The sequence below is a fragment of the Pseudoalteromonas sp. KG3 genome (assembly GCF_030436385.1).
GTDB lineage: Bacteria > Pseudomonadota > Gammaproteobacteria > Enterobacterales > Alteromonadaceae > Pseudoalteromonas > Pseudoalteromonas prydzensis.
The window spans coordinates 3,273,457-3,291,929 of the sequence record NZ_CP098523.1; the positions used below are offsets into that span (position 1 = coordinate 3,273,457).

General features: G+C 41.6%; 13 protein-coding genes. 12 read left to right on the forward strand and 1 reads right to left on the reverse strand.

The window, feature by feature from the left end:
* Positions 1–84 precede the first annotated feature (84 nt).
* The 4 genes from NDQ71_RS15395 (at position 85) to NDQ71_RS15410 (ending at position 4,936) form a co-directional block, all read left to right on the forward strand.
* Complete coding sequence (locus NDQ71_RS15395; protein ID WP_192541199.1) at positions 85–1,449, forward strand: hypothetical protein; 1,365 nt, start codon at positions 85–87, stop codon at positions 1,447–1,449.
* Between the two features lie 108 nt (positions 1,450–1,557).
* On the forward strand, positions 1,558–4,206 hold the full coding sequence (locus tag NDQ71_RS15400; RefSeq protein WP_192541198.1) for a DUF2339 domain-containing protein: 2,649 nt from the start codon (positions 1,558–1,560) through the stop codon (positions 4,204–4,206).
* Between the two features lie 45 nt (positions 4,207–4,251).
* Complete coding sequence (locus NDQ71_RS15405) at positions 4,252–4,638, forward strand: nucleotidyltransferase substrate binding protein (RefSeq protein WP_016708527.1); 387 nt, start codon at positions 4,252–4,254, stop codon at positions 4,636–4,638.
* A complete protein-coding gene (locus tag NDQ71_RS15410) occupies positions 4,628–4,936 on the forward strand; it encodes a nucleotidyltransferase family protein (protein WP_016708528.1) in 309 nt (102 codons plus the stop codon). Before NDQ71_RS15405 ends, NDQ71_RS15410 begins: the two co-directional genes overlap by 11 nt.
* Positions 4,937–5,237: 301 nt before the next feature.
* On the opposite strand, the gene NDQ71_RS15415 is transcribed toward NDQ71_RS15410, so the two are convergent.
* Positions 5,238–8,678, reverse strand: coding sequence for a PAS-domain containing protein (locus NDQ71_RS15415; RefSeq protein WP_192541197.1), 3,441 nt, complete (start codon positions 8,676–8,678; stop codon positions 5,238–5,240).
* A 390-nt stretch (positions 8,679–9,068) separates the two neighbouring features.
* On the opposite strand from NDQ71_RS15415, the gene NDQ71_RS15420 reads away from it, so the two are divergent.
* From NDQ71_RS15420 to fba, 8 genes are all read left to right on the forward strand, one after another.
* Positions 9,069–9,332 (forward strand): DUF4212 domain-containing protein, encoded by a 264-nt coding sequence (locus NDQ71_RS15420; RefSeq protein ID WP_192541196.1) that lies wholly within the window; start codon positions 9,069–9,071, stop codon positions 9,330–9,332.
* A gap of 10 nt (positions 9,333–9,342) precedes the next feature.
* A complete protein-coding gene (locus NDQ71_RS15425) occupies positions 9,343–11,067 on the forward strand; it encodes a sodium:solute symporter family protein (RefSeq protein ID WP_192541195.1) in 1,725 nt (574 codons plus the stop codon).
* A gap of 120 nt (positions 11,068–11,187) precedes the next feature.
* A complete protein-coding gene (locus NDQ71_RS15430) occupies positions 11,188–13,026 on the forward strand; it encodes a DUF294 nucleotidyltransferase-like domain-containing protein (RefSeq protein ID WP_192541194.1) in 1,839 nt (612 codons plus the stop codon).
* A 35-nt stretch (positions 13,027–13,061) separates the two neighbouring features.
* On the forward strand, positions 13,062–13,685 hold the full coding sequence (locus NDQ71_RS15435) for a 3'-5' exonuclease (protein ID WP_192541193.1): 624 nt from the start codon (positions 13,062–13,064) through the stop codon (positions 13,683–13,685).
* A 180-nt stretch (positions 13,686–13,865) separates the two neighbouring features.
* Positions 13,866–14,126 carry a hypothetical protein gene (locus NDQ71_RS15440; protein ID WP_064665496.1) on the forward strand — a complete coding sequence of 87 codons (261 nt, stop codon included), beginning with the start codon at positions 13,866–13,868 and terminating at the stop codon, positions 14,124–14,126.
* 355 nt (positions 14,127–14,481) lie between these two features.
* Positions 14,482–15,501 (forward strand): erythrose-4-phosphate dehydrogenase, encoded by a 1,020-nt coding sequence (gene epd, locus NDQ71_RS15445; RefSeq protein WP_064665497.1) that lies wholly within the window; start codon positions 14,482–14,484, stop codon positions 15,499–15,501.
* 56 nt (positions 15,502–15,557) lie between these two features.
* On the forward strand, positions 15,558–16,733 hold the full coding sequence (locus NDQ71_RS15450; protein ID WP_192541192.1) for a phosphoglycerate kinase: 1,176 nt from the start codon (positions 15,558–15,560) through the stop codon (positions 16,731–16,733).
* Between the two features lie 215 nt (positions 16,734–16,948).
* Positions 16,949–18,013: a class II fructose-bisphosphate aldolase gene (gene fba, locus NDQ71_RS15455; RefSeq protein WP_192541191.1), complete on the forward strand. Its 1,065-nt coding sequence runs from the start codon at positions 16,949–16,951 to the stop codon at positions 18,011–18,013.
* Positions 18,014–18,473: the final 460 nt, after the last annotated feature.

Sequence of the window (18,473 nt, forward strand, 5' to 3'; positions counted from 1 at the left end):
GTGCAGGTAATGCTTTGTAAATCATGGAATTATTCCTTTTGTTAATGATCATACTCAAACTATTAACAATAAGGAGTTGATTCCATGCACAGCCCTTTATTTAAAACTGCACTAACAACCACTTTACTTGCAACACTTACTGCGTGTTCGGGTGATGATTCGAGCTCCAGCAAAAGTGGTTACATTCAATTGTACAATGGCTCTTACAATAGCCCATATACGCGTTTATTTATTGATGATGCTGAGCGTTCCGGAGCTGACTTTGGTGATGTAACGACTCGCCATAATTACAGTACTAATGACTACGATGTGAACTTTAAGTACCTTGATGCAAACGATAGTTATATTACCATTAGCGAACAAACGGTTTCGGTCAAAGATGATATGACCCAATTATGGGTGATGAATGGTGATTTTACAGAGCCGACATTCAGCGAGCTCAGCGTGCCTACCGGTGGTGATGAGGGGTCAGCTAACTTAGGCTTTTTTAATATTGTTGGCGAAAACTTGAGTTTTGATGTGTATTTAGCAAATGATGATGGTTTGTTTGATACTGCAGAACTGATTGCCTCACCAACTTATTTAAATGAGTTGGCGCTACAAAGTTTTGATGAAGGCTATTACACCTTGTACTTAACGCAAAGTGGCAGTACAGATGTGTTATTTGCATCAGCCTCTGTGTATTTTAATGACGAGGCGAGTTATGTGGTGATGATCCGGCCAAGTTACGCCACCGAAGAAAACGGCATCACCCTTGATGTTGTTACATCAAGCAATAGCGTTACAGCGCTTAAGCATCAGAATGCACAGGGGCAATTGCGCTTTATCAATACCATTGATGATTATTCACAAGTCAGCTTTAGTGCAACGCGTGGCTCGCAAACGAGTGCCACAGATGTAACGACTAATGACATGTACTCTAACTACCTTGAGCTTGATCCAAACAGCTACAGTATTGCAATGCTAGATGAGACGGGTAACAAAATTGTCGATAACTTTTTACTTACCCTTGAGCGTGAACAAAGTAACCTTGGCGTTTTCTACAATGACAAAGATTACGGCCCACGAATGATGACGTTAAAAGAGACCTTAACCCCAAGCAGCTATAGCCATAAAGTGACCGTTGTTAATTTAATTGATAGCTATGCCGGGCAAGATATTAGCGACGTTGATGTGGTGTTTACGCTTAACGGTGAAACGGTTGATGATGCTAAAAATATTATTGATGGCATTGATCAGTACGATCAAGAAGACCAAGTAGTTGATAATGAAATTTATACTACGTATGTACTTTATGAGGATAACGGCCAGCAAATTGTGCTTATGCAACAAGGTGATATGGACTTTAGCCAAGAAGGTAACTACATCTTAATTCTTGAACATGATGAAACAACGAGTACGGGTTACAAAATGACGCTAGAACGTACCGTTACTGACTCGGTAGAATAATCTGGATTTTAATCTCAGCCTTAGCGATGCTAGGCTGAGATTTTTTGGGTATATTTTCAATACACTTTACGCTATAAGGAAGTATTAAAAGTAGTCAAGGATTGAAAAATGGATGATGTCATAGGCCTCATAGTCATTTTATCGTTAGTTGTAGTCGCAGGCTCGATTGCTGGTTTAGTTGCTTTAACTAAAGTGAGTGCATTAAAGCAAGATGTTGCGGCCTTAAAAAAACAACTACACACAGTTATAGCGAATAATGCTAGTCAGCAGCAAGCTCAGCATCACAGTAGAGCGCAAACGATGCAGTCGCAAGTTGCACGTCCAATTGAGCCGATACGAGCACAGCATGTGAAAACTGCTGAGCAGCAAGATGCAGCAATAAAGCAAATAACCCCTACTACAGCAAATAGCCGTGAAAAATCACCTTCGCCCTCCACGATTGATGTTTTTGTTAGTAAATTAAAAACCCAGTTCCAACAAAACTGGATGACTTGGATTGGCGGCGTTGCGCTGGCTTTTGGTGGTATATTTTTAGCAAAATATAGCTTAGATGCGGGTTTATTATCGCCAAGTTTACGGCTCACTTTTGGTGGCTTATTTGGCATTGCACTAATTGCAGGGGCTGAATATCTGCATCGAAAAGGCATTGTTTTTGAAGGGTTTAATAACTATGTGCCCGCAGCACTGGCTGGTGGCGGGTTTATCAGCTGCTTTGCATTAACGCTGCTTGCCTACTCAAGTTATGCCATGTTAAGCGCAACCACGGCGTTTGTGATGCTGGCAGTTATTGCACTGGCGGCAAGCTCCATGGCACTGCGCTTAGGGCCATTGCTCGCTGTGTTAGGTATTGTGGGTGCGTACAGCGTACCAATTTGGGTTAATACTGGCAGCGGTAACTTAGTGGCCTTATTGATGTACATTGGCTTTGTTACTTTGTCTGCGGTGTTAGTAGCACAAAAGGTAAAACGACCATGGTTGTGGTATTTACTTTGGACAGGGCATATTGGCTGGTACTGGGTGGCGCTGAGTGTGATTAAGCCAACTCAATATTGGTTAGTCGGTGGCTTTGCACTGCTATCGATTATTGGTTTAATTGCGATGATGCGCTTAGGTGTAACCCTGCGATTAGTGGAATATCGCCCACATAGTTTACAGCGGTTATTAAAGTTACAGCCGGATCATCCATTATTGTTAGCGATTGTGGTGCCGTTATTGGTAGCGATAGTAATTTCTATGACGAGTGTGCAATGGCAAATTGTGATGGTGTGCTTAATCGTCATGCTACTATTTTTGGTGCTACAAAATAGCCGTTGGGATCTCTGGCAAGGCCTAGCATTGCTTATTGCTGTGCTGCTGATTGTTAGTCAGCAAACGTATAACATTGATAGTAATGACCATCTATTCGTATTCAAAAATATGTATGGTTTTGGTTTGTTATTGGCGATTGGTTTTTGCTGCTATGGGCTGTACTTTGGTGTCAGTTACTATAAACGTTTAAGTTTTCATTTAATTGCGGCATTGAGTGTGTTTACCCTAATTGCTACGCTTTACACTATAACTTCAGAGCAAGACTTAGCTGTGGCGTATCCATTATGGACTGTATTGTTACTGCTTAGCAGTGGTGTGCTGATTAAACGTGCGCAAACAGCTCACACGCAGTGGCAGCAATTTAGTTATTGGCTTGGTGCTAACGCAAATATCACTCTTTGCTTAACCATGTTACTTGCTGATAGTGGTTTAACGCTTGCGTTGGCTACTCAAGTGCTACTGGTTAGTTTCCTCGTTAAACGCCACAAGGTGCCTATGCCACACTGGCCAATCAAAGCGTTAGTGGCGGCGGTCCTTGCACGATTAACCTTTGCACCGTGGCTATACGATACTGATTTAACCTTTTTAACATTACATTGGAGCATAGTGGTTTACCCTATTGCGGTTGGGTTATTTTGGGCTGCTGCAAAGCAATGGCAACAAACAGATATGAAAATCTGGCTCGAAGGAGCTGCACTGCATTGTTTGGCATTATTTATTACCACCGAAACCAGCTACCAATTAGTCGGGCATTATCCTCAGCTTTTTTCTCTAAGCTTTTATGAGCAAGTTTTGCTCAGTTGTAACTGGTTAGCATTAGGCTGTGTGTATTTATACCGCGCGCAAAGTGCGGGGCAATTAGCTAAGCTATACCGCATTGCAGGCCTTATTTTATCTGCGTTAGCTGGCTTATCGTTAAGCAAAACAACACTGGACGATAACCCACTATTTATGCCTATTTATGTAGGGGAAACACCATTATTTAACTGGCTATTATTAACTTGGTTAGTACCAAGTCTGTTGGCTGTGTGGTTAGCGAAATTAGTTAAACCGATAAATGCTAAAGTAAGTCAAATTATACTGGCTGGCGCTGGCTTATTAGCGGCGTTAGCTATCACCACATTGATCCGTCAATATTGGCAAGGTGGGCTCATTTTTCTTGATAAAGCGACCAGTGACGGCGAACTATACAGCTATTCAACCATTTGGTTATTACTCGGCGCACTGGTAGTGATATGCGGGCATTTAAAACACCAGCTGTTACTACAAAAAGTCGGTTTAGGCATTCTTGGTGCAGTGATAGTGAAAGTGTTTTTAATCGATATGGCAAATCTAACTGGTTTACTCAGAGCGGTGTCGTTTATTGGTTTAGGGTTATCTCTGGTTGGCTTGAGCTGGTTGTTCCAAAAGCTCAGGAGTAAGGCTAACCATAGAGATGTGCTTGGGTAAATTGCTAGGCTGTATTAAACTAGTAAAAAAATAATCGAGACTGATATGTTAATTTTAACACCATTTGGTAAAGCACTTTCGTCATTAGAACTGGCGTTGCAGCAACCCAAAAATGAGTTTATTCGAGATAGTGTTATTCAGCGTTTTGAATACAGTTATGAGCTTGCTTGGAAGATGCTCCGCCGTTACTTAGTTGAAGACATGGGCGCTGAAACACTCGCGCCATTAAGTCGTAAAGATTTATTTAGGTTAGCCGCGGATAAACAACTAATAAATGACCCTCTTCCTTGGTTTGAATATCATATTGCGCGAAACACAACTTCCCATACCTATGATGAAGCGGTTGCTGAAAAGGTCTATCAAGCTGCAAAAGCTTTTTTTATTGATGCCAGTCACCTGTTAGCAGAGCTTGAGCGTAGAAATGCAGATTGAACAGCAACACTTAAAAATCATAGAAGATTGTTTACAAAAGCAAAATTTAAGTGATAAAGGAATCGATGTATATATATTTGGCTCTCGAGCTAAAAATACTGCTAGAACTTATTCTGATCTAGATTTGGCCTTAAAAGCTAAAAACAAAGTAATTGAACACACCGTTATTTTTAAACTTAAAAATGCTTTTAGTGAATCAAACTTACCCTACCTAGTTGATGTGATAGATCTAAACGCCATAAAGCCTGATTTTTATAATGCGATTAGTGATGATCTTATTCCTCTTAAGTATTTATAAATACTTAAGAGGCGTTTATACCCAAACCACCTCAATATGCAGAATTCAGCGTTTCACAGGTGCTTAATATCAAGGCGTTACTTTGCAAGAATGGCAGTCCCTTTTAAGAAGGAACAACGATGAGAGTAAGTGCCTGTGAAACGCCCAACGGGTTGGTTTAAAAGCGATTTATACTGCGTTATTGATTTTAACAAGGGAATCACCATTCTTTGCAATCAATGCCTTGCCTAAACCGCTTTTAATTCCAACGACGCTCGCATCTTGAGGTGGCTTGGGTATATATCCCTTTGAAAATTTTCATTCACCTACTGTGATTCAGCAGTGCTTTTAATTTTCCTGGTTTTATTGGTTTGGATAAATAATGAATATCCTCAGCTTTGGTGGCTTGTTTTAGTTCTACGTCGCGCACTGCTGTAATTAAAATAGCGGGCACGTTGGCTTGCCAAATCTCCCGTAGGGCTTTAATTAAGCTGATGCCATCGTGTTCATGACCTAGCTGATAGTCCATTAAGATCACATCCGGGGGGCTGTGTTCATGTGCGTATGCCAACACGTTTTCAACTTGATCAAACAGCTGATAATTAGCTTGCCACTTTTGTAATAAACTGGCCATGGCATTAAGGTTTTCTGGGTCGTCGTCAACGGCGATAATATTCATCGCTGAGCGCTCTTCAAACAAGCTATTAGTCGCGTGCTTTTGTTGTACAAACTGGCTGTCACCATAAGGTATTTCGATACTAAAACAGCTGCCTTTTTGCGGCGTTGAGCGCACATCTAAGCGAATCGATAGTAAATCAACCATGCGCTTTACTACACTTAAACCAAGGCCAACGCCTTTGTTATCAGACGCTTCTATGCGGTAAAAATCGTTGAATATTTTGGCTTGCTCTACTTCGCTAATGCCAGGGCCTGTGTCCCATACTTCAATGCGCAGGTGATGCTTGCGTTTGCGACAAGCCACTAAAACTTTACCAGAATTGGTGTATTTAACCGCATTTGATACTAAGTTTTGTACAATTCGTCGCAGATAGGTGATATCACTGTGGACAATATGTTGCCCGCTGCGTACCGTGAGTTTGAGGCCTTTTTCGCTTGATAAAATGGCGTACTCGTTTCTCAGTGGCGCGAGAATATCGTCAATACTAAAGTGGCGCGGAGTGGGGGTCATTGCACCTTGTTCTAATTTAGCAATTTCTAATAATGCTGACATTAAATGCACGGTTGAATCGAGGCTCGCACCGAGCTTTTCAAAGTTGTTGATATTGTTATCAGCGAGGGACTTTTCATCAATGGCGGCAAGGTATAAACGCGCGGCATTGAGAGGCTGTAAAATATCGTGACTGGCTAAAGCTAAAAAGCGAGTTTTACTGTCATTTGCTTGCTCTGCTTCACGTTTGGCTAAAGTGAGTGCTTGCTCGGTTTGTACGCGACTTTCTATTTGTGCTTCGAGATCTTTATTGATAGTACGGATCTCTTGGGTACGGGCTTCAATGCGGTTCTCCAGATCCATATTCACTTCTTCAAGCGCATTTTGTGTAGCGATGTGGGTAGTAATATCTGAAAAGCTGGTTACAAAACCGCCATCGGGCAGTGGATTACCAATCATTTCGTACACTAAGCCATTACGACGATGACGAATAAAGTGATGCGAACTGCCGTTTTTTAAATGCTGCACACGTTTTTCTACTTGGCGTTCTATTTCGCCTGGGCCACATTCGCCGCGCTCAGCGTTATAACGAATAATATCTTCAATCGGTTGGCCTACTTCTAAAAAACCTGCTGGGTAGTTAAACATTTCTGCGTAGCGCTTATTCCACGCCACTAGGTTAAGTTCTTTATCAACAACTGAAATACCATGACTGAGGTTTTCCAGCGAGGTGTAGAGTAAATTTTGGTTAAATTGCAGGGCTTGAGTGGTTTCATCAAAAAAGTTAACCACTTCTTCAAATGCCATGCGTTTACCTGATGCTACGGTATGGATAAGTGCCTGAGCAGACGATGCCCCTAAGACGCCAGTTAACGCCCGCTCGCAATAAGCTATAAACTCAGGATCTGGGTGTGAATTATTGTCATCAAGTTGATGCGTTAGGGAAAAATGCGCGAGGACTTGTTGGCTACGTTGAACTCCCAAAAAGGTTTGCAGCAGTATCTTAAAATCGTACACAGTGGCTTTGACATTTTTATTTAACCGTCTTGCCAATACTGCTTGTTCTTTAGGGTTAACAAAGGCGGCGGCTTGAATTTTATCTATTAAGCGCTCATCCGCACCTAATGAAAAGCTGATGTAACAGCCTATATTGGCAAATAACGCAATCAAGGTACCGCGGGTGATCAGCGTTTGCTGTAGCTGGACATCAAGGGTATTGCCAGCATCGAGTATCGGCAGCATTAAAAACAGTATCCAGCAGATCAAACCGGCTAATAACCCGGCATAAACACCGTAAGCATGACCTTTACGCCAGTACAAGCCACCGACAATTGCAGGTAATAATTGCGTCACTAATGAAAATGCAACTAAGCCCATACTCGCAAGCGCTTTGCCGTGACCAAACCATTGCTGGTAGAAGTAAGACAAGATCAAAATACCAGCGATAGTAAAGCGTCTCACCAGTAATATTTGCGATTTGTAGCTGCTAGTAATGAGATTACGTTTGAATTTACGACGTAGCATTAACGGTAATACCACATCATTTGAGATCATGGTACTGAGTGTCAAAGTGGCAACTACAATCATCGCAGTCGCCGCAGAGATCCCGCCAATAAACACAAAGGTGGTGAGCAATACATTGTCATTCATTAATGGCAGTGCCAGTACAAAGCTATCTGGTGAGAAGCCATTGCCAATTTCTGGGTGAATCGCCGCGGTAGCAATCGGTAAAATCATTGCTGCTGTTAGTAATAAATACAGTGGGAAAGCCCAGCGAGCGGTGAATAAGTGGCGTTTGTCTTGGTTGTCAACCACAGTAACGTGAAACTGTCGTGGTAAGCAGATGATGGCAGCTGCGGCCATCAGTGATTGACCAATAAAGTTAAAGCTTAAAAAGTTAAAATTGTTCCAGTGTTGCCATAATGACTCTTTAATTTGTAATTCACTAGTACTGGGTAAGTTATACAAGGTGAGCAGAGCTAAACCAGCGACTGCCACTAAGGCGAGCAGTTTGATCATCGATTCAAACGCTACCGCAAGCATTAATCCCGAGCGGTATTCTGTTACATCAACTTTACGAGTACCAAAAAAAATCGCGAACATCGCCATGATCAAAGTGGCAGATAACGCCACCATTGAACCGGAAATTTTGTTGTCGCTTTGCAGCAGTAAAAAGCTGTTACTCAGGGCTTTAAGTTGTAAGGCAATGTAGGGAATTGTCGCTAATAGTGCAATCACAGTCACCATTATTGCTGTGGTTTGGCGCTTGCCGTAGCGGGCGGAAATAAAGTCGGCGATGGTGGTAATATTTTGCTTTTTGCTGACCAGTACTAGTTTGCGTAAAAAACCTTGTCCGAAAAAAAACAATAATGCAGGGCCCAGTAAAATCGGTAAATAGCTCCAACTGCTGGTGGCTGCTGTGCCCACTGAGCCGTAGTAAGTCCACGAGGTGCAATAAATACCCAACGAGAAAGAGTAAACAAAAGGGTGGTGGCTAATTCGTTTGGCCAGTGGAGTGGTTTTATCCCCCCAGTTTGCTAGCCAAAACAAGATGCCAATGTACGCTAAAGCGACAAAAATCAGTGCAGCAGTCATGTATATAGTCAATTTTTATTTTGTTATTGCACACCATACCAGAAGTTTTCCTGATTTTGAGCTGTCAATTTTAGGCTAGAACGCAAGGTTGGTTTTATCTATTTGATATATAGCGTTAATTATGAGTTTTTAAGATCTATTAGACTAATGTCGCAGATCTGCAACATAGCCTAGATGAATAGTTATTATCACCCAGCGAAAATAGTTAACATGATGATAATTAATGTTTTTTACTTATATTTAACAATGTGAGCTTTGCAGTTTACGTAAACGTTAACCTGTTGTTACGACTATGGTCTCAATTCAATATTAAGGCAGCGTTGCTAAATTGATTAGTGCAGATAATAAAAACCACATCACTTTTTACAGATGTTAAAGAGGAAATAAAAAATGGCTTTTAAAGATGAAGAACAAGCAAAAGCTTATTGGGCGGAAAACATTTCACTGCTGTTTAAATTATTAGCAGTTTGGTTTGTCGTGTCATTTGGCTTTGGCATATTACTAGTTGATGTACTTAATGAAGTGCGTTTCTTTGGGTTTAAACTTGGCTTCTGGTTCTCCCAGCAAGGCGCGATTTACACCTTTATTGCTTTGATTTTTGTGTACGTTTTCAAAATGAATACGTTAGATAAAAAATACGGCGTAGACGAATAGGAGCTAAGCAATGGATGTTCAAACACTCACGTTTATAATTGTCGGGTTAAGCTTCGCGCTTTATATCGGCATTGCAATTTGGGCTCGAGCGGGCTCAACAAATGAATTTTATGTAGCAGGCGGCGGTGTGCCACCACTTGCTAATGGTATGGCAACTGCTGCGGATTGGATGAGTGCTGCGTCATTTATCTCTATGGCAGGTATTATCTCTTTCGCCGGTTACGATGGCGGCGTTTACTTAATGGGCTGGACGGGTGGTTATGTACTACTGGCCATGTGTTTAGCACCTTATTTACGTAAGTTCGGCAAGTTTACTGTGCCTGATTTTATCGGCGATCGTTACTATTCACGTACAGCTCGTTTAGTAGCAATTTTGTGTGCTATCTTCATCTGCTTTACTTATATAGCAGGCCAAATGCGCGGTGTAGGCGTGGTATTTTCTCGCTTCTTAGAAGTTGAAATTGAAACGGGCGTTTATATTGGTATGGTTATCGTATTCTTTTATGCAGTATTAGGCGGCATGAAAGGTATTACCTATACGCAAGTAGCACAGTATTGTGTACTGGTATTTGCTTACCTTGTTCCTGCAATCTTTATCTCTATGATGATGACAGGTCACTTCTTCCCACAAACAGGCTTCGGCGCGACATTAATTGGCGGCGAAGGCACTTATGTTCTTGATAAACTTGATGGCTTAAGCGCCGAACTGGGTTTTGCGCAATATACTGAAGGCTCTAAGAGCATGATTGATGTGTTTGCCATTACTGGTGCCTTAATGGTGGGTACTGCGGGTCTTCCGCATGTAATCGTACGCTTCTTCACTGTTCCACGTGTTAAAGATACGCGTATCTCAGCGGCATGGACGTTAGTGTTCATCGCGATTGTTTACACAACAGCGCCAGCGGTTGCAGCATTTGCCCGTGTTAACATGATTGATACCATTAACGGTAAAGATGGAAGCGGAACTGAATACGCAGAAGCACCAGCATGGATCAAAAACTGGGAAAGAACAGGCTTAATTACCTTTAATGATAAAAATGGTGATGGCAAAATGTTTTATACAGCAGGCAAAATTGATGATCCAAACAGCGCTAATGAAGTTAACGTGGACCGCGACATCATGGTACTTGCGAACCCAGAAATTGCTAACTTACCAGCATGGGTTGTGGCGCTAGTGGCAGCCGGTGGTATTGCTGCGGCACTATCAACAACAGCAGGCTTATTATTAGTTATTTCGACATCCGTATCGCACGATTTACTCAAGCGAACCCTCAAACCCGACATTAGCGATAAGCAAGAGTTACTCGCAGCGAGGTTGGCGGCCATGGTTGCGATTGTTATCTCCGCTTACTTTGGTATTAACCCGCCTGGATTTGTGGCGTCGGTGGTGGCATTTGCATTCGGCTTAGCTGCTGCAAGTTTCTTCCCGGCGATCATTATGGGTATCTTCTCTAAGAAAATGAATAAAGAAGGTGCAGTTCTAGGCATGGTAACCGGTATCACCTTTACTGCGGCTTACATCATTTTCTTCAAGTTTGTCAGCCCAGAGCTAAATAATCCTGAGCATTGGTTGTTAGGTATTTCGCCTGAAGGTATTGGTTTAGTGGGTATGCTTATTAACTTTGCCGTTGCTGCAATTGTAGTTAAGTTTACCGCTGAGACACCGCTTGAAATTCAAGAAATGGTTGAAGGTATTCGTAATCCTAAAGGTTCTAGTGAAGCTCACGCTCACTAACAACGCTGATACTCTATTAATTAATATTAATAGATTCAAAAGCCCGACTTAAGTCGGGCTTTTTATTTGCTGCGGATAGCAGTACAGTGACTGTACGATTGTTTTTTTGCGAGTAGACAAATGAATAATGAGCAACAGGAAGTCGCCCAGTTTGTGCTAGCACAAATGCCATTTAGCGACCTTGATAGCAGTGCAATAGATTACTTTGTTAAACACCTCGATGTTATTTATCTTACCCGTGAAAACCAAACACAATGGCTGCAATCAGAATCACCTAAACTGTTTTTAATTCGCTCTGGCTTGTATGACTTAGTGGATGCAAAGGGCGATGTGATCACTCGTTTAGCACAAGGTGATTATTTTGGCTTTCCTTCACTACTGACTGGCGAAGCAATTCAAAACCGTTTAGAAGTACAAAATGAGGGCATTGTTTATATGCTCAACCAAGACGCGTTTGACTATCTGCGTCGTGAATATAAATCGTTTGAACAATACTTTGTGCGTGCCCATGCTAATCGGTTGTTGTCATCGCATTACAAAAGCCAAAATGACAGTTGGTCGGAGCGCAAAATAGCAGAATTGATGTCCCGCAAGGCAGTGACCTTGTCACCGGATGCGAGCATTCGCCAAGCAGCTAAAAAAATGAAAGAACACGGTGTATCGTCGATTATGGTTACCGAGTATGAACGCTTGATAGGGGTGGTGACAGACCGCGATTTACGAAATCGCGTATTAGCTGATGAGGTCGACCCGCAGCAAGCTGTACGTTCGATTATGAGTGCAAAACCGAAGTTTATTTTTGAAAATAACCGGGTGTTTTCGGCGCTGCATTTAATGCTTAAACATAATATTCACCATCTACCGGTATTAGATGAACACCATAAAGCATTAGGGATGATCACCAGCACTGATTTATTACGCCAACAAAAGAGCGACCCCGTACAACTGATTGGCCGTATTTATAAAGCCCATAGTGTGACTGATTTAAAACGCTATGCGGCTGAGATCCCTGAATTACTGCGCAGTTTTTCGCACAATATTGATGATATATCCTTGATCGGTAAACTACTCAGTGGCTTGACCGATGCATTAACCTCACGACTAATTTATTTATTTCAAGAAGAGTGTGGAGCGGCGCCGACCAGTTTTAGCTTTATTTGTTTTGGCTCGCAAGCCCGTGAAGAGCAAACCTTACATTCAGATCAGGATAATGGCTTATTACTGCCTGATGATTTACCTGAGCAGCATCAAGATTATTTCCGTCGCATGGGGGAGTTTGTTTGTGAGCAGTTAGTCGAGTGCGGAATTAGGCGCTGCCCAGGTAACATTATGGCCAGCAGTGAATTGTGCCGAATGAGTCTATCTGATTGGTGTGAAAAGTTTTTTGCTTGGATAAAAAGTCCAACGCCGCAGGCTATGCTTAATTGTAAAATATTTTTTGATTTACGTTTTATTGAAGGCTCAACAGCGCTTTACACCGCATTTTGTGAGAAGCTAACCAGTATTTCTCGCAACGAATTATTTTACGCGGCTATGGCAACCGATATTAAATCTAACTCAGTGCCAATTGGTTTATTTAATCAGTTTAAACTTGAAAAAGATGCGAAACAGCATAAATACATCGATTTGAAAAAGCGCGGTGTAGTGATCATTAATGACATTGTGCGTCTATATGCGTTAAAAGCAGGCATACGCCGAGCGAACACCCAAGAGCGTTTAGATGCATTGTTGAAACATTCATTATTAAGTAATCACGATATATATAACTTAAAAGACTGTTGGCGATTTTTAACTCAGTTACGTTTGCGCACACAAATAAACGAAGAAGGGTTACCCAGCAACTGCATTAACCCAGATAAATTAAATTCTCTTGAGCGTCATCAATTAAAAGAAGCCTTTTATTTACTAAAACTGGCACAGCAGGCTGCAGCATTTAAGTTTGCTCGTGGGAGTTTATAACTATGTGTTTTACTATGAATAAGGTGACAAGCTAAGTGGTTAAACGTTGGTTGAGTCGCTATTTAGCGCGTAAACAATTACTTGCTGAAAATGCATTAACACAGCGCTATATTGTGATTGATTTAGAGTTGACAGGGCTTGACCCTAAACAGCACGAAATTGTCTCAATAGCTTGGGTGCTGGTAGACAATCAATGCATTAAATTAAGTCAGGCGCAACATGCGATTAATAAAGATGTACAGCGCCTTGAGCAAAGCCCGGTATATCACGGTATTGCCCAGCACGATGTCGCAACAGGGCAAAACTTAGTGGCTATTTTAGCGGCCCTTAGCGCACATTTTTCAGATGCTATCTTAGTGTTTCATAATGCCACCTTAGACTGGGGATTTTTAAAGCAAGCATTTCAAACACACAAAATAACGATACAACCAAAATTAATACTCGACACCTTTCATATTGAAAAAAAACGCCTGCACCAACAAGGTTATGAAATAGGCTTAGACGATTTAACTCTCAGTGCCTGCAGGGCGCGTTATGAGTTACCTTATTACAGCACTCACCATGCACTTACCGATGCCATGGCGACCGCAGAATTGTTGCTGGCACAATGTCACCAAATAAGCCGTGGTAAGGAATTAAAATTGGCTGCGCTGGTTTAAAGTGATGCGGGTTTGAGTATTGTCGCAATTTATCATAGCTGAATGGCTGCTATAATTAGCATCTAAATCAAGTCATAAGTATTAATTTTTATTTTCAACAACAGGCTTTTATAGTGCGGTTATTCGGTACGTTGCTTGCTATTATAGGCTGCTGTTACTTTCTCTTTTGGTTTTTTATCTATGAAAAATAATTTACTGCCATCTTTAGCGGGTGTTTTAGTAAGCTTGTTTGTTGTATGGTGGCTACACGGTTTTTTACTGGCTGATCGGTGTTTAGATGCCGGTGGCGCAATTAATTTTGAAACAAACCTGTGTATGAGCAAAAGTGAGCATGTCATCGAACTTGCGACATCGTCAGCTATGTTAGTTATATATTGTGTGGTGATTATGACGTTGTCGTTATTAGTCAGCAGGTTAATAAGTAAGCTATTTAAACGTTAGCGATATAGATCCCCCAGATCCTAGAGGCTAAGACCTATATCTAGGGCAAGGTCGATTACTAAAACTGGGCCATCTAAAAGGGTTAATTTTAAGTTTCTGCTGTTAACCTCTTATATTCAATCCCAAGGTCGATTACCAAAATCGGGCCATCTTAGGTGGGTATGCAAACATTTATTTAACCTTGCCTCTTATATTCAATCTCAAGGTCGATTACCAAAACTGGGCCATCTAAAAGGGTTAATTTTAAGTTTCTGCTGTTAACCTCTTATATTCAATCCCAAGGTCGATTACAATACCGCCATCTCAAAGGCAGGTTGCCTTTATCTGCAAGCAACTAGAGTGGATTTTCTTTCGAATGGCAATCAAACTTGCAATTAATGGTTTTGGTCGAATTGGTCGAAATATTGTCCGCGCGTTATATGAATCGGGACTTAGCGATCATATTAAAATCGTTGCGATTAATGAATTAGCGGATCCCGAAGGGATTGCTCACTTACTAAAATATGACACCTCCCATGGTCGTTTTAAATATCCGGTGACCTTAGGTGAAGATTCACTGAGTGTCGCAGGCGATACGATAGCATTATTTTCTGAGCAAAATCCGATTGAACTGCCATGGCAGTTACTTGATGTTGATGTGGTTTTAGAGTGTACAGGGGTTTATCATTCCCGTGAACACGCGCAATTGCATCTGGATGCGGGTGCTAAAAAAGTTTTATTTTCTCAGCCCGCTGATGCAGATGTTGATGCCACGATCGTGTATGGTATTAATGATGATGAACTGCTTGCTGAGCATACAATTGTTTCTAATGGTTCATGTACGACCAACTGTATCGTGCCGGTGATCAAAGTGCTTGATGATGCGTTTGGTATTGAATCAGGGGCGATTACGACTATTCATGCGTCGATGAACGATCAGCAAGTGATTGATGCCTATCATCATGATTTACGCCGTACCCGCGCTGCAAGTCAGTCTATTATTCCTGTAGATACTAAACTAGCCCGTGGTATTGAACGTATTTTACCTAAGTTTCATGGCCGCTTTGAAGCCATTGCAGTACGCGTACCTACTATCAATGTGACTGCGATGGATTTGAGTGTGACGGTTAACGCCGATGTTGATTTAAACGCGGTGAATAAAGTATTAAAAGCAGCAGCGAGAGACCGTTTAGAAGGTATTTTAAGTTATACCGAAGAGCCATTGGTCTCGGTTGATTTTAATCATGACCCACATTCTTGTATCATAGATGGCACGCAGACACGAGTCAGTCATAAACGGCTGATAAAGTTGTTAGTGTGGTGTGATAATGAATGGGGTTTCGCTAATCGTATGCTCGATACAGCACGAGTAATGATGGCAGCAAATAAAATTTAGAACCTAAAATAAAACCTATATATTTCAAGTCAGTATCGTTAACTAAGGAGAAGTCCATGTCGGTCATAAATATGGCAGATTTAGATTTAAACGGCAAACGCGTGTTAATTCGTGAAGATTTAAATGTACCAGTAAAAGCAGGTAAAGTGACCTCAGACGCACGTATTCGTGCTGCATTACCAAGTATTAAACTTGCTCTTGAAAAAGGCGCTAAAGTAATGGTGATGTCACACCTAGGCCGTCCTACGGAAGGGGAATACAACGAAGAGTTTTCATTAGCGCCTGTTGTTGATTACTTAAATGAAGCACTTGAGCAAAATGTACGTCTTGAAAAAGATTACTTAGATGGCGTTGAAATTGCCGATAATGAAGTGGTGGTTTTTGAAAACGTACGCTTTAATGTTGGCGAAAGCAAAGACGACGAAGTGCTATCTAAAAAACTCGCTGCATTATGTGATGTATACGTAATGGATGCATTTGGTACCGCTCACCGTGCTCAAGCGTCTACCCATGGTGTTGGCTTATTTGCAGATGTGGCTTGTGCAGGCCCGCTTTTAGCGGCTGAATTAGAGGCATTAGGTAAAGCTCTTGATAACCCAGCTCGTCCGCTTGTAGCGATTGTTGGTGGTTCTAAGGTATCAACTAAACTAACCGTACTTGATTCACTATCAACGATTGTTGATCAGCTAGTCACCGGTGGCGGTATTGCTAATACCTTTATTGCAGCAGCGGGTTACCCTGTTGGCAAATCACTCTACGAAGCAGACTTAATTGACGAAGCGAATAAGTTAAGTGCAGCGGCGAAAAGTAATAATGGCGAAATTCCAGTACCAACAGATGTTGTTGTTGCTAATGAGTTCTCAGAATCTGCTGTGGCAACATTAAAAGATGTTAGCGAAGTAACAGACACCGACATGATTTTTGATATTGGCCCAGATACAGCAAGCAAACTTGCAAAAATTATTGCAAACGCAGGTACTGTTGTGTGGAATGGCCCGGTTGGCGTATTTGAATTTGATCAGTTTGGTAATGGCACCCGTGCGATTGCACAAGCGATTGCTAATTCAAATGCATTTTCAATTGCTGGTGGCGGTGATACGTTAGCAGCTATTGATAAATACGGCATTGCCGACAAAATCTCGTATATTTCAACTGGTGGTGGGGCTTTCCTTGAGTTTTTAGAAGGGAAAAAACTACCTGCAGTTGCTATGCTTGAACAACGCGCTAAGTAATTAGCGTTAGCTCAGTGTACTTACTTTAAGTAAGTACGCTGAGTACGATCAGTTATTAAATACCTCTCACCCTTATTTAATACTGGTTTTGTATAACGGTAAATTTGGCGAAAGCCAAGGCTATCGAGGTGCAGTGATTGCACCAAACTCAACTATTCCGTTCGAACTAGGTAGCTTTGCGCGTGCGCAGCTATCGACAATTTGGAGAATACCAAATGGCTTTAATCAGTATGCGACAACTTCTTGACCATGCAGCTGAACATGGTTATGGCGTACCAGCATTTAACGTTAATAACCAAGAGCAGATCCGCGCTATTATGATGGCGGCAGACAAAACTAACAGCCCAGTAATTGTACAAGGTTCAGCTGGCGCTCGTGCCTATGCTGGCGCCCCATTTATTCGTCACATGATTTTAGCTGCTGTTGAAGAGTGGCCACATATCCCTGTGGTAATGCATCAAGATCACGGTACCTCACCTGGCGTATGCCAACGTTCAATTCAATTAGGTTTTTCATCAGTGATGATGGATGGCTCATTAATGACAGACGGTAAAACACCGTCATCATATGATTATAACGTTGATGTAACGCGTAAAACGGTTGAGCTTGCACACTCTTGTGGTGTGTCTGTTGAAGGCGAGCTAGGTGTGCTTGGTTCACTTGAAACTGGTGAAGCTGGCGAAGAAGATGGTGTTGGCGCTGAAGGTAAGTTAACGACAGATCAAATGCTTACTGATCCTGAAGAAGCGGCTGATTTTGTAAGTAAAACCCACGTTGATGCACTGGCAATTGCGTGCGGTACATCACACGGCGCGTATAAATTTACTCGCCCACCTACGGATGATATTTTAGCAATCGATCGTATTAAAGCTATCCACGCACGTATCCCTAACACTCACTTAGTAATGCATGGCTCGTCATCAGTACCGCAAGAGTGGCTTGAGATCATCAACCAATATGGTGGTGAGATCCCACAAACTTACGGTGTGCCAGTTGAGCAGATCATCGAAGGTATTAAGTTTGGTGTACGTAAAGTTAATATCGATACTGACTTACGTTTAGCATCAACGGGTGCCATTCGCCGTCATTTAGCACTTAACCCTGCGAACTTTGATCCACGTAAATACTTAGCCGAAGCAACAAAAGCGATGACTGAGATCTGTGTTGCGCGTTATGAGTCATTTGGTACTGCGGGTCAAGCTAGTAAGATCAAACCAATTTCACTGGATGATATGCACCTTAAATATTTAACCGGTGAATTAGATCCAAAAATTAAATAAATAAATTCATTAAGTTATTTAATGAATAAACAGCCAGTAGTGTCATGCTACTGGCTTTTTTTATATTTGATCAATAGGGATCATTATTTTACCAAGCGCTAAATTTGGGATCACTGATTTACTAACTATGTGACTCTGGGATCAAATTTTTACTAAGGAACGACGCAACTGCGCGTGTTTTTGTTGGATAAATAACCACTTCACAGCGAGCTTGTACAAATGATCAACAACTTATATATTTTGCTAGGTAAAACACTGATCCCAGATCTAACGCTCTTAGTAAAAGCATGATCCCTGACTCAGTACTTGGTAGAATTTTGATCTCTAAAAATGATCAGAACAGCTTTGTTATTGCCACAATTAATTAAAAATCGCTACGGTAATTGTAGTGATTAAAGCGTATTGAAGCGTAAAAAATAGCTAATAAGTACTGCCATTTATAAATAGTATACGGGCAGTG